The following is a 16,564-nucleotide window of genomic DNA, read 5'->3' as shown; positions in this document are numbered from 1 at the left end:
ACATCTTTTAAAACTCGCGCTCACCGCCGGTCTGCCCGGCAATTGCCGATTCGAGTGCACATCCGTACACTGCGCAACCTTTTGTTACGGGGTGCTCCTCATGCTGTTCGTGCTGCGTATGTCGTTGATGATCGTGCATTTCGTTGCTGCGGGCATGCTGGGCCTGGTAGTGGGCATCTGTCGCCCGTTCAACCCTGACAACAGTCGTCTGTGCGCCCGCCTCTATGCGTTGCCAGCGATGTGGATTCTGCGGTTGCGCCTGAAGGCCGACATGGGGCCGCGTTTCGATCGCACGCGCCCGTGTGTGATCGTTGCCAATCATCAGTCCAACTATGACCTGTTCATCCTCGGCAACATCGTGCCACCCCGGACGGTGTGTATCGGCAAGAAAAGCCTGAAATGGGTGCCGTTCTTCGGGCAACTGTTCTGGCTCGCGGGCAATGTGCTCATCGACCGTGGCAACCCGCTGCGCGCTCGGCACTCCATTCGGCAGACCACCGAGACCCTGCAGCACAAGGACACCTCCATCTGGGTCTTCCCGGAGGGCACGCGCAATCAGGGCAAGGGGCTGTTGCCGTTCAAACGCGGCGCGTTCCAGATGGCCATCGACGCAGGCGTGCCCATCGTCCCGGTATGCGTGAGCACCTATGTGCGCGACATGTCCCTGAACCGCTGGGACAGTGGCCAGGTCATGATCCGTGCTTTGCCCGCGCTCTCGACCGAAGGCTTGAGCCAGGCAGATATTCCCGAGCTGATCGCGCGCTGTCACAGCCAGATGCATACCTGCATCCAGCAGATGGACGCTGAACTGCACGCGCTGAAAGCGGCTGACCAAACCGCAACTGAACGGGTCGCATAAAAGCCTTAGAACTCGCCCGAATCCGCCGACTCTGAAGGGGATCACGCGCTAAGCTGCGCATGAATCCCCAAGATCAGAAGAAGCGAATCACCATGGGCCGAGTTGTCGCTGCCGCCGTTTACAGTGCCGGAAAGAAAGTCACCAATATCACCCTCGACGAAGGCGCCGCGTGGGCCGCTAAGCCGGGGCATTTCGTGTGGATCGGCCTTGAGCAGCCCAACGCCGAAGAGTTGGCGTCGCTGCAAAAGCAGTTCAACCTGCACGAACTCGCCATCGAGGATGCCCTGGAAGTTCACAGCCGACCAAAGCTGGAGACGTTCGGCGATGCGCTGTTCATCGTCACTTACGCGCCAATCCGCGAAAACGGCAAGCTGATCTTCATCGAAACCCATATCTTCGCGGGCAAGGGCTACGTCATCACCTCGCGCAACGGCGATTCCAAATCTTACGGCCTGGTGCGCCAACGCTGCGAGGCTCGACCCTTGCTGCTGGAGCATGGCGAGGATTTCGTGCTGTATGCGCTGCTGGATTTCGTCACCGAAAACTACCAACCCGTCACCGAAGCCATCCATTGCGAACTCGAGGAGCTGGAACACAGCGTGCTGAGCACCGACCTCAACGAGGCCGACATTCACCGAATCCACAGCCTGCGGCGTGACCTGCTGCGTCTGCGGCGTTACGTGGCGCCAATGGTGGAGATCGGTGAAGAATTGCAGAAGTTGAGCTTTCCCTTCATCGACAAAAACATGCGTCCCTACTTCCGCGACGTAGAAATCCACGTGAAACGGCAGATGGAGGATTTGGCCAATCTGCGCGACATTGCCAGCCAGACCATCGAAATCGGGCTGCTGCTGGAGTCGTCACGGCAAAGCCTGACCCAGCGCAAATTCGCTGCCTGGGCGGCCATTCTCGCTTTTCCCACTGCCATTGCGGGGATCTACGGGATGAACTTCCAGAACATGCCGGAACTGAGCTGGCACTACGGCTACTTCATCGTGCTGGGCGTCATTCTGGGCGGCTGCGGCATTCTGTTCGCCAGCTTCAAACGCTCCGGCTGGCTCTGACTGCGCCATGCCTGTAGGCGCGCTTGCCCGCGAAGGCGTCGCGTCATTCAACGGGCGTTATGTACTGCGCCATAACCGTAGGAGCGCGCCTGCCCGCGACGGCGTCGCGTCATTCAACGAGGGGTGGACTGTGCCGACACCTTCGCGGGCAAGCGCGCTCCTACAGCAATGATGCGATACCCAATGATTCAAGCCGCCGCGGGCTTATTCGCCACAAACCGCATCATCCACTCCGCCACCGTCGTGCCGTGGTGTTCTTCTTCAAGGCTGGCAATGCCCTTGCTGTACACCTGCTCGCCCAGTGCCTCCTGGCGAATGTCGAGCAAGGTGCGCGAGTAGTCGTGGATGAACTCGGGGTGACCCTGGAAGCAAAGCACCTGATCATTGATGTGATAGGCGGCGTACGGGCAGAAATCGCTGGATGCGATGACCGTAGCGCCTTCCGGCAAGGCGGTGACCTGATCCTGATGGCTGATCAGCAGCGTCAGGTTTTCCATCGAAGGCGTCATCCACGGTTGAGACGCAGCCAACTGGTAGTGGTGAATGCCGACGCCCCAGCCTTGGGTCGCTCGTTCGGTCTTGCCGCCCAGAAGCAACGCCAGCAGCTGATGCCCGAAGCACACGCCCAGCAATTTGTCGCCGCGCTTGTAGCGCTCCAGCAGGTAGGTCTTGAGGGTTTGAATCCAAGGGTCGGAGCCGAAGGAGTCAGCCTTGGAACCGGTGATCAGGTACGCATCGAAGCGCTCTTCATCTGGCGGGTAATCGCCCTGCATGACGTTGTAGACGACGAATTCCGCGGGGATCGGCTGGCGGGCGAACAGCGATTCGAACATCCGGCCATACCCTTTGTATTGGTCGACCAATTCCGGGCGAAGCACGTCGGTTTCCAGAATGCAGATGCGTAACGACATAAAAATACCTGAAGCGACAAGGCGAAAATGCACACGACCAAGCCTGCCTCGAAGCCCGAATCAAGGCAAGGCCCGTGTGTGCATGCCCATGGCGATCGTCCTGACGCACCGAGAAGGTTTTAAAACACCTCTTCCCCCAGTGCCTTCTCCAACAGCAGCGCAGGCGGATCGAAACGCTCCCCATATCGCTGCGCCAACACCCGGGCGCGGGCAACGAATGCCTTCAAGCCGTATTGATTGATGTACTGCAAGGCTCCGCCGGTCCAGGCGGGAAAGCCAATGCCGTACATCGAGCCGATGTTGGCGTCGGTGGTCGAACGCAACACCCCTTCTTCCACGCAACGCACGGTTTCGATGGCCTGAATGAATAACAGGCGGTCCTGAATATCGCGTCCCGTGACCTGAACCTCAGGCTTTTCGAAACGTGCCTTGAGCCCTGGCCACAGGCGTTTCGGTGCCCCCTCCGGGTAGTCATAAAAGCCCCCCCCCGCTGCCTTGCCCGCCCGGTCGTATTCGTGAAGCAGCACATCGATGATCGCCGCTCCCGGACGCTCCGGCGCCGTCTCACCCTGAGCGGCCAGATCTTCGCGAGCCTGCCTGCGAATGTGGCTCATCAGGCTCAGCGACACTTCATCCGACACGGCCAGAGGCCCTACTGGCATGCCCGCCTTGCGCGCTTCGGTCTCGATCATCACCGCCGATACGCCCTCGCCCAGCATCGCGATACCTTCATGGGTAAAGGTTGCGAACACACGCGAGGTGAAGAAGCCTCGCGCGTCGTTGACGACGATGGGGGTCTTGTTGATCTGCTGCACGAAATCGAAGGCCCGGGCGAGCGTCATGTCGTTGGTCCGCGCGCCCTTGATGATCTCCACCAACCGCATCTTGTCCACGGGACTGAAGAAATGCATGCCGATGAAACGCTCTTGCCGGCTGACCGCCGTGGCCAGCCCGGTGATCGGCAGGGTCGAAGTGTTGGACGCGATCACCGCATAGGGCACGACCACCTGTTCGGCGGCGGCGGTGACCTGACCCTTGAGTTCACGGTTTTCGAACACGGCCTCGATGATCAGGTCGCAGCCTTCCAGATCACTGTCGCGACCTGTGGGCTTGATCCGCCCGAGGATCGCGTCTCGCTGCTCGGGCTTCATACGCCCCTTGGCGACCTGTTCCTCCAGCAACCTGACCGAGTAGTCCTTGCCCTTCTGCGCGACAGCGAAGTTGATGTCTTTGAGCACCACCTGAACGCCAGCCAGGGCGGTGACGTAGGCGATCCCGCCGCCCATCATTCCCGCCCCGAGGATGCCGACCTTGCGCATGTGGTACACCGGCGGCGCCGCAGGCCTGGAGCTGCCGGCCTTGAGTGCGTTCAGTTGGAACCAGGTGCCCATCATGTTCTTGGCAATTTGGCCGGTGGTCAGTTCAGTGAAGTACCGCGCCTCGATTTTCTCGGCGGTGGCGAAATCCACCTGCGCGCCTTCCACCGCAGCCGCCAGGATTTTTTCCGGTGCCGGATAACAACCCTGAGTTTTGCTGCGCAGCATTGCCGGAGCGATGGCCAGCATTTGAGCGACCTTGGGGTGCGACGGACCGCCTCCTGGAATCTCAAAGCCGGGCTGGTCCCACGGTTTGACTGGCGAAGGATTGGCCAGAATCCATGTGCGGGCTTTATTCGAAAGGTCGTCCTCATCGCTGGCCAATTGATCGAGCAAGCCGGCATTGAGGGCCTGTCGGGCGCTCAGGGTGCGGCCGTCCATCAGCAGCGGCAGCGCCTTCTCCAAGCCCAGCATGCGCACCAGTCTAACCGTGCCTCCGCCGCCGGGCAGCAGCCCGAGCGTCACCTCCGGTAAGCCGAGGCGAACCTGTTTTTCATCAAGGGCGATGCGATGGTGACACGCCAGGCTCAATTCAAGCCCTCCCCCCAGCGCGGCGCCATTGATCAGGGCGACCACCGGCCTGCTGTAGGTTTCCAGTGCCCTCAACTGGGCTTTTATGCCCAGGGTCATCCGGTAAAACCACTCGGCGCGGGAAGGCTCGACATTGATCAGCTCATGCAGATCGCCACCCGAAAAGAACGTCTGCTTGGCCGAACGAATGATGACCCCGACGACGCGCTCCTTATCCGCCTGCAACCGGGCAAGCGTTTCGTCCATCGCCAAGCGGTAGGTTTCATTCATGGTATTGGTCCGCTGGCCGGGCAGGTCCAGCGTGAGTGTGACAATCTGGTCGGAGTCGATTGCATACTGGATGGCGTCACTCATGCGGTCGTTCTTCCTGAAGCTGTTTTTATAAGAGAGGGCAGCCAGGCTGCCAGGACGGGTGACGCTCAGCGGTCATGTCCGTTCGATGATGGTGGCAATCCCCATCCCCCCACCCACACACAGCGTCGCGAGGCCATAGCGCAGTTGTCGAGTCTCCAATTCGTCGAGCAACGTCCCCAGGATCATGCAGCCGGTGGCCCCCAAGGGGTGGCCCAAGGCGATCGCCCCTCCGTTGACGTTGACCTTCTGCGGATCGACATTCAAATCCTTGATGAATTTGAGCACCACCGAGGCGAAGGCTTCGTTGACTTCGAACAGGTCGATTGCCTCGATCCCGAGACCCGCACGCGCCAGGGCCTTGCGTGTGGCGGGCCCTGGACCGGTGAGCATGATCGTCGGATCGGTACTGGTGACGGCAGTGGCGACGATCCTGGCCCGAGGCCGCAGCCCCAACTCCCGCCCCTTGTCTTCCGACCCCAGCAACATCAAGGCGGCGCCGTCGACGATGCCCGAACTGTTACCGGGGGTGTGCACGTGATCGATACGCTCGACGTGGCTGTAGACCCGTAACGCAGTGGCGTCATAGCCTTTCTGGCCAATAGCCGCGAAGCTGGGCTTGAGTCCGCTCAGCCCCTCCAGGGTGGAATCACTCCGAATGAACTCGTCGTGATCGAGCAGCACCAGGCCGTTCTGATCCCGAACCGGTACCAGCGAACGCGCGAACGCCCCGTTCTGCCGAGCCTTCGCTGCTTTTTGCTGGGACTGCAAGGCAAAGCGATCGACATCTTCACGGCTGAACCCTTCGAGGGTCGCGATGAGGTCAGCACCGACGCCTTGCGGGGTGAAATGGGTGTGCAGGTTCGTCTGTGGGTCGAGCGCCCATGCGCCGCCGTCACTGCCCATGGGCACGCGCGACATGGATTCGACGCCGCCGACGACCACCAGGTCTTCGAAGCCGGAACGCACCTTCATGGCCCCCAGGTTCACCGCCTCAAGCCCTGAGGCGCAAAACCGGTTGACCTGAACGCCCGCGACGCTGACCGCCCAGTCGGCGACCAGTGCCGCAGTTTTGGCGATGTCGGCGCCCTGATCGCCCACCGGCGTCACACACCCCAGCACAATGTCATCCACTTGGGCGGTATCCAGGTCGCTCCTTGACTGCGCCTCACGCAACAGCCCTGCCACGAGGTCCACCGGTTTGACGCTGTACAGCGAACCGTCCGCCCGGCCTCTGCCCCTGGGCGTGCGCAACGCGTCGAAGATGAAAGCTTCGGTCATTCTGTCCCTCGCTGGCCTGCTTTTTTGTTGTCACTGTGGCACTGGATAATGACGGCACGCGCTCAAGATCGAAAGTGCACAGTTTGGGTTGATCTCGATCAAGGTTAGCCTGTTGTCAGAAATTTCCGACTCGGACGAACGGTAGTCAGCTATCGGATGACCCGCGAGGGGCCCGGAAGCGTCTAGGACGAGACTGTGGACGGCTGGCCAGTGGCTTTATCGCTATTCTTCCTAACAAGATCGCATGTCTCATATCAAACCGATCTAAGCCGCATCGCACGAGGCTTCTAAGGTTAGGTCTGTAGCAGTGGCGCGATAAAAACGAAGCTTAATGCGCTGCGTCTCCGATTTGTGATCGGGACACCTGCTCTTCCGATTTCACCTAGGCCAGCTGCCGTGTCCCTTTTCAGGGATGCAGGTCAGCTTTTGTCGCTCAGGAATAACAAAAAAGGCATGCGCCATGTTCAAGCATTCGAAAATACGTCAAGCAGGGCTGATCGTCTTTGCCACTACACTGTTGCTGATTTTGCCCAACCTGACTCGATTGTTCGGTTGAGCCTCGTCAAAAGCTTGCGGCACGGCACATCTGTGCCACGCTGTTCTGACAGGGGACGGTCTCACAGTGAGTATCTGCGGTTGACGGCGAGCCACGGGCACAGACGCAGCGCAGTGCACGAGTGAAGTAACACGGGAGGACGCATATGCGTCAGTGGCTGTCAGTTGTCGCACTGGGGCTGAGCATCGACGCATCCGCAGGGCCTGTGGAGCAGGCCGAAGCGGTGGCAGCCATCCGTGAGGGCAAACTCGCGATCGACGTGCGCAGTCAGAGCGACTACGAGGCAGGTACGGTGCTCAATGCCATCCGGGTCGACGACCGGCGCTTGGTGAACCAGCTGAAACAGGTCATGACCGACCGCAATCTGGTGCTGGTCATTTTCAGTTCTACCGGCGCGCGGGCGGGCAAGGCGCAGGACAATCTGATCAAGGCCGGCTACACCAGTATCATCAATGGTGGCTCCTACGAAGAGCTGCACAATGCACTGTACGACGTCGCCGACGATCCTGCGGAGTGAAGCGAACCTCGCCTACGTACGGTCGATCACCCGCACCGGCGACGCCTTATTCAGGACTGCCGCTGCACCTGCATCTGCACGACCGGCTGCGCGACCGGGGACGACGGGGTCACCACCACCTTCGCATGCATCTGCTCACAGCCACCGCCTCGGCGCATCCCACGGACGGGACAGGCGTCGAGGTAGTCGAGACCGACCGCCAGCTTCAGATGGCGCTCCGGAATGGCCAGCTGGTTGGTCACATCGAAGCTGTACCACGCATCCTCGAGCCACGCTTCCGCCCAGGCATGGCTGGACAGGTGCTCACTGCTGTCGCTGTACAGGTAGCCCGACACATAACGAGCAGGCACGCCCAAACTGCGAGCGCAGGCCAGGAAGGCATGAGTGTGGTCCTGACACACACCGGCGCCATTGGCGAATGCCTGGGCGGCACTGGTTTCCACCGCAGTCGCGCCTGGCGTATAGACAATGTGCTGATTCAGCGCCTGCATCAGGTCGATCAGCGCGCTGCGGTCAGTGCGCTTTTTCGTCTCCCTGGCAGCGAAGGCCCGCATGGCTTCGTCCGCCTCAGTCAGGCGGGTGAAGCGCAAGAACGGCAGCGATGACTGGCTCTCATGTTCGGCTTCGCGTTTTTCATCGATATCCACTTGCCCCCGGGCGCCGATGACAATGGCTTCATGCGGCTCGTCCATGGTCAGCACGTGGAGGATGTTGCCAAACGGATCGACCTGCGCCCGGACCGGGCGCGGCAACGCCAATTGCCAGCTAAGCACCTGTTGGCGCTCGCTGTCGTGAGGGGTCATACGCAAATACTGGATGCTGGCGCGGACCTGATCGTCGTAGTGATAGGTGGTCTCGTGACTAATGGACAGTCTCATGCTGCCTCCAGATAAGAAGTGTGAATAACGTTACCCAGTTGGGCCAGCAGCGGAATGAATTCGTTCAACCATTCATGCAGACCCTCATTCAGGATTTCGTCGATGCCTGTATAACGCAGGCGGGCATGCAGCTCGGCGGCCAGACGCTGGGCGGGGCGCCCGTTGGCGCCGGGCAGGCTGGAAAGGATCATGTCGAGTTCCTCGAGACACGCCCGCAGTGAGCGAGGAATGTCCGCGCGCAAGAGCAGCAGTTCAGCCACCTGGCGCGCGCCAGGGGCATCCCGATACACCTCGGTGTACGCCTCGAACGACGACAGCGCGCGCAACAAGGCACTCCACTGGTAGTAACCCGCTGCCGAGCTGTCAGCCGCGGCGTTGGCGGACGGACCGCGCAGTTCCAGCATCTCATAACGCGCATCGAGCATGCGCAGGGTGTTGTCGGCGCGCTCGATGAACGTCCCCAGACGAATGAAACGGAAGGCGTCGTTGCGCATGATGGTGCCGTAGGTCGCACCACGGAACAGGTGAGAACGCTCCTTGACCCACTCACAAAAACGGCTGAGGCCGTAGCGACTCAGGCCCTGCTCGGCGATTCCGCGTATCTCCAGGTAAGTGGCGTTGATGTTCTCCCACATGTCCGCTGTGATTCGCCCGCGCACGGCGTGCGCACTGGCCCGCGCCGCCGCCAGACAACTGAGGATGCTGCCAGGGTTGCTGGCATCGAGTGCGAAGAAATGCAACAGGCGCTCGGCGTGCAAATCGCCATGGCGCTCACGGTAGTCATCCAGCGTCCCGGTGATCAACAGGGGCATCGCCAGTTCGTTGAGGCCATCGCCGCGACCGTCCTGAGGCATCAGAGACAGCGAGTAACTGACGTCCAGCATCCGGGCGAGGTTTTCAGCCCGCTCCAGGTACCGTGACATCCAATATAAATCCGAGGCAGTTCTACTTAGCATTGGCAGGCTTCCTTAATCCTCGACCACCCAGGTGTCCTTGGTTCCGCCACCCTGCGACGAGTTCACCACCAGCGAGCCTTCGCGCAGCGCTACGCGCGTCAGGCCGCCCGGCACCACGCGGGTCTCGCGACCGGACAGCACGAACGGCCGCAAGTCGATGTGGCGCGGGGCGATACCGTTCTCGACGAAGGTCGGACAGGTCGACAAGGACAAGGTGGGCTGAGCGATGTACGCGTGTGGCTTGGCGATAAGCCGCGCCCGGAAGGCTTCGATCTCCGCCGCGGTCGCAGCGGGCCCGACGAGCATGCCGTAACCGCCCGAGCCTTGGGTTTCCTTGACCACCAGATCGCCCAGATTGGCCAGCACATGAGACAGTTCTTCAGGTTTGCGGCATTGCCAGGTCGGTACGTTTTTCAGGATCGGCTCCTCGTCGAGATAGAAGCGGATCATGTCGGTGACGAAGGGATAGACCGATTTGTCATCCGCCACACCGGTCCCGATTGCGTTGGCCAGCACCACGTTGCCCGAGCGGTAAGCCGCCAGCAAACCCGGGACGCCCAGCATGGACTCAGGGTTGAAGGCCAGTGGATCGAGGAAGGCATCGTCGAGCCGACGGTAGATCACGTCCACGGGTTTGGGGCCGTCAGTGGTGCGCATGTAGACGTGGTCGTCGCGCACGAAAAGATCGGCGCCTTCCACCAATTCGACGCCCATTTCCCGAGCGAGAAACGCGTGCTCGAAAAAGGCACTGTTGAAGCGCCCCGGCGTCAGCACCACCACACTGGGGTCTTCCAGCGGGCTGGCGCTCTTCAAGGTGTCGAGCAACAGGTTCGGGTAATGATCGACGGGGGCGATGCGCTGCGCGGCGAACAGCTCAGGGAACAGGCGCATCATCATCTTGCGGTCTTCGAGCATGTAACTCACGCCACTTGGGGTGCGCAAGTTGTCTTCCAGGACGTAATAGGTCCCGTCGCCATCACGTACGAGGTCGACACCGGAAATGTGCGCGTAGAGGTCTCGGTGCAGGTTCAAGCCCTGCATTGCCAACTGATATTGCTCGTTGGCCAGCACCTGCTCGGCCGGGATGATGCCCGCCTTGATGATGCGTTGATCGTGATAGAGGTCAGCGAGGAACATGTTCAACGCCTTGACCCGCTGAATGCACCCGCGCTCGACCACCCGCCATTCACTGGCAGGGATGCTGCGAGGAATCGTATCGAAGGGGATCAGGCGCTCGGTCCCCTGCTCGTCACCGTACAACGTGAAGGTAATCCCGGCGCGATGAAACAAAAGATCGGCCTCACGCCGACGCTGAGCCAGAAGCTCAGGAGGCGCTTCGCCCAACCAGCGGGCGAATTCCCGATAATGTGGCCGGACAACGCCGTCCACATCGTACATCTCATCATAAAAGGTGCGGATCATGCCGTACTCCTTGTCACCTTGGACACAAGGACCATCGCAAGGCCCGTGCCAGCGGCATAAACGCCTAATATTCAATGAGTTACTTAATGCACCGGGCGCATCCGCACCATTCCTGTGCAAGAACTGCCCACACTCATTCCCCCGCGCTTCACAGCGAAGCGCACCGGCACCGGAAAATCTATGAGACGCATAGCCAGAGTTGATTTCCGGGCTGGGATGGGTTTGCCCATACTCCCTCCATCCCGCAGCAAAATCTCACTCCTGGCTGCATGAGCGACATCTGCGTAAACGATCGCTTCAACGAAATTCCCTTTCCGCCGCTCCTACCCGAGCGGCTTTTTTTTTTGCCCTGTTTTCGACGGCCGTGCCGCGAACCCACTTTCGACTCTGCTTGGCCATGGACCTGTCGGCGGGGGATCAGCACAGCTCACCGGGCGGGGCGATCAAAGATCGCCAACGCGAGAGAGCCATGCGACCACGTAGTCCCCCTCGAGTCAGTGATACCGTCTGACTTCCTGCTTGACGCCCCAGCCCTCGACTTGTCCATCCAGACCAAAAATCGCGCTTTGCAGGTCTTGTTCGAAATCACCAATGCCATCGTAGGTGGCATACATCACTTTGCTGACTTGCAGGTGCCATGCGCCGTCCTCACGGGCATTGATCTGTGTGTTGAGGGATTCGCCACGAAACTTTTCGGCAGCCTGACGCGCCCGTTCCTCATCGGGAAAAACGGCGTAAAACTCGATGGGATAGATGCGCGCGAAATCGAAACCGCTTTCCTTCATGCGGCGCAGCACATGGCTGCTGATGTCTTCTTGATAGGTCGTGCTCATGAAACGTCCTCCTATGCAACGATAGATAGAGTTTCAACGATCCCCAAACGCCTCCGTGGGAGGCATCGAGCAGCAGGTCATCCGCCACCCGGGACTCAAGCATGTCGCTGACAAGGCCGGTGCAGTTTTTACCCAACAGGCAGTCGTCACACGTGCTGGCACGGGTAGATACTTCGCCGGCCCCGTCTGCAGATTACGCCCAATGCCAACACGTTGCCAATTGGCAACGCACGGTCATTTGAAAGGTTTTTTCAGGTTGCTTCGATGATGGAAATGATCTGTACCGCGTTCTGTTCCTTGAGTGTCTTGACAGTCGGATCTTCGGTCCGCCCTTCCAAATCGTTCAGATCGAGCTCATGAGTGACCGGAAACAGATGCGGGCGCAAGTGCTGGGCCGCTTCTTCTTCACTGGGACGGTGCTCGGATTCGAGATCGAGGGTCTGCGGCACACCTTCTTTATCGAGAAACGAAATGGTCCAGACTTTCATCAATGTCTCCTCAGTCAGGGCCGACAACCGGCTTACTGATCTTGACCTTTGGCCGAGAACGGCGTTCCACCCAAATGAGCGGTAGGTGCACACTGATTCAGAGGGAAACAAGGCCCATTTCAGCGCCTTGGGGGTAAGCTTGTGCTCACGTGACGACAGAGCCGTCAGCGCGCTCACGTGAGCGTGCCCAGTGTCTGCACCTACACGCGCCTCAATGAAAAACGCCCCGTAACCGGGGCGTTTGCAGTGGATGGCTTACTGTGGCTTGGCGTCCTTCACCCCTGCCGTATTGTCCAGCAGGCTCTTGGTTGCGGTCTGCAGGAAACTGTCGAGCTTCTTGCGCAGCTCCGCGACGTCCGGCGCATCGGGCACCAGTTCGGCGTGAGGGTGCGTGCCCAGTTCGTAACTGTAGATCTTCGGCTCCATTTCCTTGGGCTCGATCAGAATGCGGTTGCCGGTGACGATAGCCACGGTCTGCTCGCTGCCCGACGGCTTGATGACGCCGAAGCCTTGGTCACCCGCAGGCAGGTTCAGCAGGTCACGGCCCCAGCATTGGTGCACGGTATCGCCGCCCAGGCGGCCCATGATGGTCGGCACGATGTCGATCTGCGTACCGACGATACTGCTGCGCTTGCCGAACTTGTCCTGCAGGCCCGGTGCGATCATCAGCATGGGCACGTTGAAGCGACCCAGGTCCATTTCGGTGATCTGCTCGTTATTGCCGAACCCATGGTCCCCGACGACGACGAATAGAGTGTCTTTGTAATACGGCTCTTTCTTGGCCTTCTCGAAGAATTGGCCAAGCGCCCAGTCGGAATAGCGCATGGCCGTCAGGTGCTCATCCAGCGTGCCATGGCCGGTCACGCGCTCCACCGGCAGGTTGGCCGGCAGTGCGTAAGGCGTGTGGTTGGACAGGGTTTGCAACAGTGCGTAGAACGGCTTGCCCTTGGCATCACGCTCCTTGAGCTCCTGAGCGCCGCGGTCGAACATGTCCTGGTCGGACACGCCCCACGTCGGGTCGGAAAACACCGGATTGACGAAATCGTTGCGCCCGATGAAGTTGGTCATGCCTTGGTTGCTGAAGAAGCCGGACTGGTTGTCCCAGGCGAAATCGCCGTTGTAGACGTACACGTCGTCGTATTTACGCGCGCTGAGCAATTGAGGCAAACCCGACAGTTTGTGGCTGCCTTCCGGCGTCTGCATCAAGTACTCGAAGCCCGGCAGGTTCGGGAAGCACGCCATCGTGGCGAACATGCCCTGGTGCGTGTGCGTGCCGTTGGAGAAGAAGTGATCGAACAGCAGGCCTTCTTCAGCCAGCTTGTCGAAATAAGGCGTGATGTTGGATTCGTCGCCCAGTGCCCCCACCGAGTGACCGGCGAAGCTTTCCATCAGAATGACGACCACGTTCTTGATCGGCAGCGTATTGCCGGCCGGTGGTGTGAACTCACGACGGACCGCAGCCTTGTCGGCATCGACCAGTTTGTCGTTGGCGGTCAGGAGCATGTCACGCACGGTCTGCTGCGCCTCGGGCTGCGGCAGTGTGGCCTTCCAGATGTTGTCGCGATCTTCGGAGAGCCGACTCTTGGCAGCGGCGATCAGGGTCAAGGTGCCGTTCAGGCCCAGGGTGTTGGCGAAGTTCGATTCGGTGGTATAGGCATCACCCCAACGCAGCGGCGGCCCTTGACGCAGGGTGCCTCGGGCGGCGATCACGGCGATCAGCAGGCAGACGACGAACACGCCGATCCGGGCGTACCACGGGGCCACGGCACGGTTGCTGGCGCTGCCCACATTGAAACCGCCGCGCGGCCGAGTGGCGCGATCGATGCCCTTGAACACCAGACTCAACAGCCAGGTCAGCAACGCCCACGCCAGCAGGTAGCGCACGACCGGGTAGCCGTACCAGATCATGCTCAGGACGGTTTTCGGGTCTTCTTTCACGTACTGGAACACCAGACCATTCAAGCGCTGGTGAAACTCGCGGTAGAAGTCCATCTCCATCAGGCCGAAGAACGTGGTCAGACTCGCCACCAGCGTCAGCCAGACACGAAACAGGCCCCGGGCGGCCATCAACCGCGCACTGAACAGGGCCAGCAGCAACGGAATCAAGATGTAGACCACCAGCCGCAGGTCGAAACGCAAGCCGTTGCCGAACGCCTCGATGAATGTCGAGGCTGGCGTGGCGCCGATGCCTTCACGGTTGTAGACCAGCAGCGCGACGCGCAGCAGGGTGTACAGCACCATCAGCGCCAGGCCGCTCAAAAGCGTGTACGCCAGGTGCGATTTGACGGTGGGTTGCGGCGCGCGGGCCGAAGCGTCCGGTTTGGCCATGTGTCTTGGGATCCGTTGGAAGCAGGTTTATGGGCGTTGATGAGCACGGTGCGCCTGTGACAACGAAAGGCAGCACAGGGTCGCGGGTGGCAAATAGTACGTGATCGCCCGGCCTTTACCACCTATGCGATGCATTCTTCACCATGATGCGCTGCGTCACTTCAGGCGTCGTTCAGCCGGAGGCACGTCAAGCGGCCGGCATTCTCCGGAAAAGGCCGTGAAAATTCCGTGGTCCAGGAGGATTTCTAATATTTTCTTACAAAGCCTTTTTTAGGAGTTTGCGCACGGGGAAGCACTGACGACCATAACGCCACCTAGAAACGAAAAACGCCCGATGAACGGGTCATCAGGCGTTGCTTTGAAACGTAAGGCCAATCCGGATCTAGACTCGGACGTTGCCCCGCGGGCCCGCGATGGCCCAGATAATCAGCCCCAGCACTGGCAACAGTGCGATCAGCAGAACCCAGAGAATCTTCATGCCGGTTTCTGCGCCGCTCTTCAACACGTTGAGAATGGCCCAGATGTCGAGGGCAAGAATGATCAATCCAACCAGACCATTGAAGGTGGAACCCATGGTGACGCTCCTTATTGAAAGCTTGCCCAGTTAGGAGTGGCGCGCTAAATGAGGGTTCCATAGGCGGCGTGCGATATTTGAAGAAGGATCGGCGCATCTGCCGATAGACAGGTAGGCCTTAAGCCTCTCGAGCTTTGAGTGCATCGAGCGCGGGCTCGATCAGAATGCCCAGCTCTACGCCGAGTTCCATGACTCGGGCCTTATCATTGCCATAGACCAGTACGGTCTGAAGCTCATCGTCCAGTGGCTCGCTGAGGTTCATCAGCACATAGCCTCCCATTTCCTTGTTCATGCTGCTGAGTTGGATCTGGATGCGGTTCAACGCGGTTAGTGACTCGGCTTTCGCCAGTTGTTTCGGTTTGATGTTGAACACAACCTGAGGGCCGAACGAGGCGGTGATCTCAGCCAGAAGGTCCACATAATTGTCCGCCTGGAACAGAACGGTTTCCGGGAGACTGCCCACGATCACCCACTCCCCCAACGGAATTGGGAAGGTGTCGTCGTAGTTGATGTCCGGGTTAGCGGCGAGAAATGCGTCAGGGTCGGCATAAGCCTGCTCGGCTTCATCGGCGATCTTTTCGATGTCCTCTTCGCGCATGCAGCCCGAGCTGATCTTGCTGATGAATTCGAGAAGCGAAGCTTTCATGACGATGGTATCCGAGGGCAAAAAACAGGCGCGAAGGATAACCGGAAATCCTTTGCGCCTCTATTGCGCACTCCAGCCAGGTAAGGCGGCTCGTCAAACACCCAGGCGGGTAAGTTGCTCGGCCGTATCCGTCGCACCCATGGTTTGCGCGGCCATCAAGGGCGTTACACCCTTGGCGTCCTGGATGTGGGGATCGGCTCCTTGGGAAATCAGATAATCGACGATAGCCGTTCGATTGAACATTGCCGCCATCATCAGCGCTGTCCGACCGTCAGCTGAAGCACCTTCCACCTCTGCCCCGCCTTCGACCAAGAGCTTCACCACGTCGAGGTCACCTTTGAAGGCCGCGCCGGCAATCGGGCTCTGACCGTTGTCATTGCGTATTTCCGGATCGGCTTTGTGTTTGAGCAGCACTTTCACCGCTTCTTGATGCCCGTGATACGCAGCCAACATCAGCAGCGTGTCGCCTTTATGGTTGCGCAAATTCGGGGTCAGGCCGCTTTCCAACAGACGGTCCAGCATGTGGGCATCACCCGCCCGCGCGCGGTCGAACACCTGCTCGGCAAATTCGAGGGCTTCGTCGTCGGACATGCGTGTAGCGGTATCCGGCGTTTTCGAGGTGTCAGACATTTTCGTTACTCCTAAAGCACGCCTGATTGGCATCCATGGTGGGCTGCGCGACTCCAGGCTCTGCCTGAAAAGCCTTGATACTCGGTGATGCTGCGTTAAAAAACGCCTCGGAATGCTCGTTTACAACCCGTAAACTCCGCTTCCTCGGCGGTTTTCGCCTTGCCTGACCTTCGTCTCAAGACTTTTCACACAGGGCCAAAGTCGGCGCGAGTGTGAAGTGTTGGCAAATTCGCATAATTCGTCCCCATTCAGCCAACAAAGTTTCCCCATCAACCCGATAGAAAAGCCAAAGATCCACGTTCTGGAAAATTGCCGACACACCGTGAAATAAATCCCGAGGATCGCTGTCTCATCCTTCAACAG

The 16,564-nt window shown here is 59.7% G+C and carries 15 protein-coding genes; 3 read left to right on the top strand and 12 right to left on the bottom strand.

Features of this window, described 5'->3' with window-relative positions; all coding sequences use genetic code 11:
* Positions 1–100: 100 nt before the first annotated feature.
* Positions 101–859 carry a 1-acylglycerol-3-phosphate O-acyltransferase gene (locus tag N5D61_RS03370; RefSeq protein WP_279890811.1) on the top strand — a complete coding sequence of 253 codons (759 nt, stop codon included), beginning with the start codon at positions 101–103 and terminating at the stop codon, positions 857–859.
* A 92-nt stretch (positions 860–951) separates the two neighbouring features.
* On the top strand, positions 952–1,923 hold the full coding sequence (locus N5D61_RS03365; RefSeq protein ID WP_279890809.1) for a magnesium and cobalt transport protein CorA: 972 nt from the start codon (positions 952–954) through the stop codon (positions 1,921–1,923).
* Positions 1,924–2,111: 188 nt separating this feature from the next.
* Here N5D61_RS03365 and N5D61_RS03360 read toward each other — a convergent pair whose 3' ends face one another.
* From N5D61_RS03360 to N5D61_RS03350, 3 genes are all read right to left on the bottom strand, one after another.
* A complete protein-coding gene (locus N5D61_RS03360) occupies positions 2,112–2,834 on the bottom strand; it encodes an amidotransferase (protein ID WP_108239845.1) in 723 nt (240 codons plus the stop codon).
* A 119-nt stretch (positions 2,835–2,953) separates the two neighbouring features.
* Positions 2,954–5,095: a 3-hydroxyacyl-CoA dehydrogenase NAD-binding domain-containing protein gene (locus N5D61_RS03355; RefSeq protein WP_108239846.1), complete on the bottom strand. Its 2,142-nt coding sequence runs from the start codon at positions 5,093–5,095 to the stop codon at positions 2,954–2,956.
* A gap of 72 nt (positions 5,096–5,167) precedes the next feature.
* On the bottom strand, positions 5,168–6,373 hold the full coding sequence (locus N5D61_RS03350; RefSeq protein WP_108239847.1) for an acetyl-CoA C-acetyltransferase: 1,206 nt from the start codon (positions 6,371–6,373) through the stop codon (positions 5,168–5,170).
* A gap of 701 nt (positions 6,374–7,074) precedes the next feature.
* Here N5D61_RS03350 and N5D61_RS03345 point away from each other — a divergent pair.
* Entirely contained in the window at positions 7,075–7,446 is a 372-nt protein-coding gene (locus tag N5D61_RS03345; protein WP_108239848.1) for a rhodanese-like domain-containing protein, read from the top strand.
* 50 nt (positions 7,447–7,496) lie between these two features.
* Here the strand turns inward: N5D61_RS03345 and N5D61_RS03340 are convergent, their stop codons facing one another.
* From N5D61_RS03340 to N5D61_RS03300, 9 genes are all read right to left on the bottom strand, one after another.
* A complete protein-coding gene (locus tag N5D61_RS03340) occupies positions 7,497–8,324 on the bottom strand; it encodes a transglutaminase family protein (RefSeq protein WP_279890805.1) in 828 nt (275 codons plus the stop codon).
* Positions 8,321–9,280, bottom strand: a complete 960-nt coding sequence (locus N5D61_RS03335) for an alpha-E domain-containing protein (protein ID WP_108239850.1) — start codon at positions 9,278–9,280, stop codon at positions 8,321–8,323. The genes N5D61_RS03340 and N5D61_RS03335 overlap by 4 nt, the downstream gene beginning before the upstream one ends.
* A gap of 12 nt (positions 9,281–9,292) precedes the next feature.
* The gene (locus tag N5D61_RS03330; RefSeq protein WP_108239851.1) at positions 9,293–10,702 is read right to left on the bottom strand and encodes a circularly permuted type 2 ATP-grasp protein; all 1,410 of its coding nucleotides are present in this window, start codon (positions 10,700–10,702) and stop codon (positions 9,293–9,295) included.
* Between the two features lie 494 nt (positions 10,703–11,196).
* On the bottom strand, positions 11,197–11,535 hold the full coding sequence (locus N5D61_RS03325) for a ribonuclease E inhibitor RraB (protein WP_108239852.1): 339 nt from the start codon (positions 11,533–11,535) through the stop codon (positions 11,197–11,199).
* A gap of 251 nt (positions 11,536–11,786) precedes the next feature.
* Positions 11,787–12,023 (bottom strand): hypothetical protein, encoded by a 237-nt coding sequence (locus N5D61_RS03320; RefSeq protein WP_108239853.1) that lies wholly within the window; start codon positions 12,021–12,023, stop codon positions 11,787–11,789.
* Between the two features lie 255 nt (positions 12,024–12,278).
* Positions 12,279–14,351: an LTA synthase family protein gene (locus N5D61_RS03315; RefSeq protein WP_279890801.1), complete on the bottom strand. Its 2,073-nt coding sequence runs from the start codon at positions 14,349–14,351 to the stop codon at positions 12,279–12,281.
* A gap of 382 nt (positions 14,352–14,733) precedes the next feature.
* Positions 14,734–14,925 (bottom strand): PLD nuclease N-terminal domain-containing protein, encoded by a 192-nt coding sequence (locus tag N5D61_RS03310; protein ID WP_108239855.1) that lies wholly within the window; start codon positions 14,923–14,925, stop codon positions 14,734–14,736.
* A 118-nt stretch (positions 14,926–15,043) separates the two neighbouring features.
* On the bottom strand, positions 15,044–15,571 hold the full coding sequence (locus N5D61_RS03305; protein WP_108239856.1) for a hypothetical protein: 528 nt from the start codon (positions 15,569–15,571) through the stop codon (positions 15,044–15,046).
* A gap of 93 nt (positions 15,572–15,664) precedes the next feature.
* Positions 15,665–16,201 carry an ankyrin repeat domain-containing protein gene (locus N5D61_RS03300; RefSeq protein WP_279890797.1) on the bottom strand — a complete coding sequence of 179 codons (537 nt, stop codon included), beginning with the start codon at positions 16,199–16,201 and terminating at the stop codon, positions 15,665–15,667.
* Positions 16,202–16,564: the final 363 nt, after the last annotated feature.

The organism is Pseudomonas sp. GD03842 (assembly GCF_029841165.1).
Taxonomy (GTDB): Bacteria; Pseudomonadota; Gammaproteobacteria; order Pseudomonadales; family Pseudomonadaceae; genus Aquipseudomonas.
This window is presented reverse-complemented; position numbering and strand designations above follow the sequence as displayed.

What these genes read in the sequence shown, in the direction of transcription:
- N5D61_RS03370 (WP_279890811.1), top strand. Translation starts at nt 101, where the DNA reads ATGCTGTTCGTGCTGCGTATGTCGTTGATGATCGTGCATTTCGTTGCT.
- N5D61_RS03365 (WP_279890809.1), top strand. Translation starts at nt 952, where the DNA reads ATGGGCCGAGTTGTCGCTGCCGCCGTTTACAGTGCCGGAAAGAAAGTC.
- N5D61_RS03360 (WP_108239845.1), bottom strand. Translation starts at nt 2,834, where the DNA reads ATGTCGTTACGCATCTGCATTCTGGAAACCGACGTGCTTCGCCCGGAA.
- N5D61_RS03355 (WP_108239846.1), bottom strand. Translation starts at nt 5,095, where the DNA reads ATGAGTGACGCCATCCAGTATGCAATCGACTCCGACCAGATTGTCACA.
- N5D61_RS03350 (WP_108239847.1), bottom strand. Translation starts at nt 6,373, where the DNA reads ATGACCGAAGCTTTCATCTTCGACGCGTTGCGCACGCCCAGGGGCAGA.
- N5D61_RS03345 (WP_108239848.1), top strand. Translation starts at nt 7,075, where the DNA reads ATGCGTCAGTGGCTGTCAGTTGTCGCACTGGGGCTGAGCATCGACGCA.
- N5D61_RS03340 (WP_279890805.1), bottom strand. Translation starts at nt 8,324, where the DNA reads ATGAGACTGTCCATTAGTCACGAGACCACCTATCACTACGACGATCAG.
- N5D61_RS03335 (WP_108239850.1), bottom strand. Translation starts at nt 9,280, where the DNA reads ATGCTAAGTAGAACTGCCTCGGATTTATATTGGATGTCACGGTACCTG.
- N5D61_RS03330 (WP_108239851.1), bottom strand. Translation starts at nt 10,702, where the DNA reads ATGATCCGCACCTTTTATGATGAGATGTACGATGTGGACGGCGTTGTC.
- N5D61_RS03325 (WP_108239852.1), bottom strand. Translation starts at nt 11,535, where the DNA reads ATGAGCACGACCTATCAAGAAGACATCAGCAGCCATGTGCTGCGCCGC.
- N5D61_RS03320 (WP_108239853.1), bottom strand. Translation starts at nt 12,023, where the DNA reads ATGAAAGTCTGGACCATTTCGTTTCTCGATAAAGAAGGTGTGCCGCAG.
- N5D61_RS03315 (WP_279890801.1), bottom strand. Translation starts at nt 14,351, where the DNA reads ATGGCCAAACCGGACGCTTCGGCCCGCGCGCCGCAACCCACCGTCAAA.
- N5D61_RS03310 (WP_108239855.1), bottom strand. Translation starts at nt 14,925, where the DNA reads ATGGGTTCCACCTTCAATGGTCTGGTTGGATTGATCATTCTTGCCCTC.
- N5D61_RS03305 (WP_108239856.1), bottom strand. Translation starts at nt 15,571, where the DNA reads ATGAAAGCTTCGCTTCTCGAATTCATCAGCAAGATCAGCTCGGGCTGC.
- N5D61_RS03300 (WP_279890797.1), bottom strand. Translation starts at nt 16,201, where the DNA reads ATGTCTGACACCTCGAAAACGCCGGATACCGCTACACGCATGTCCGAC.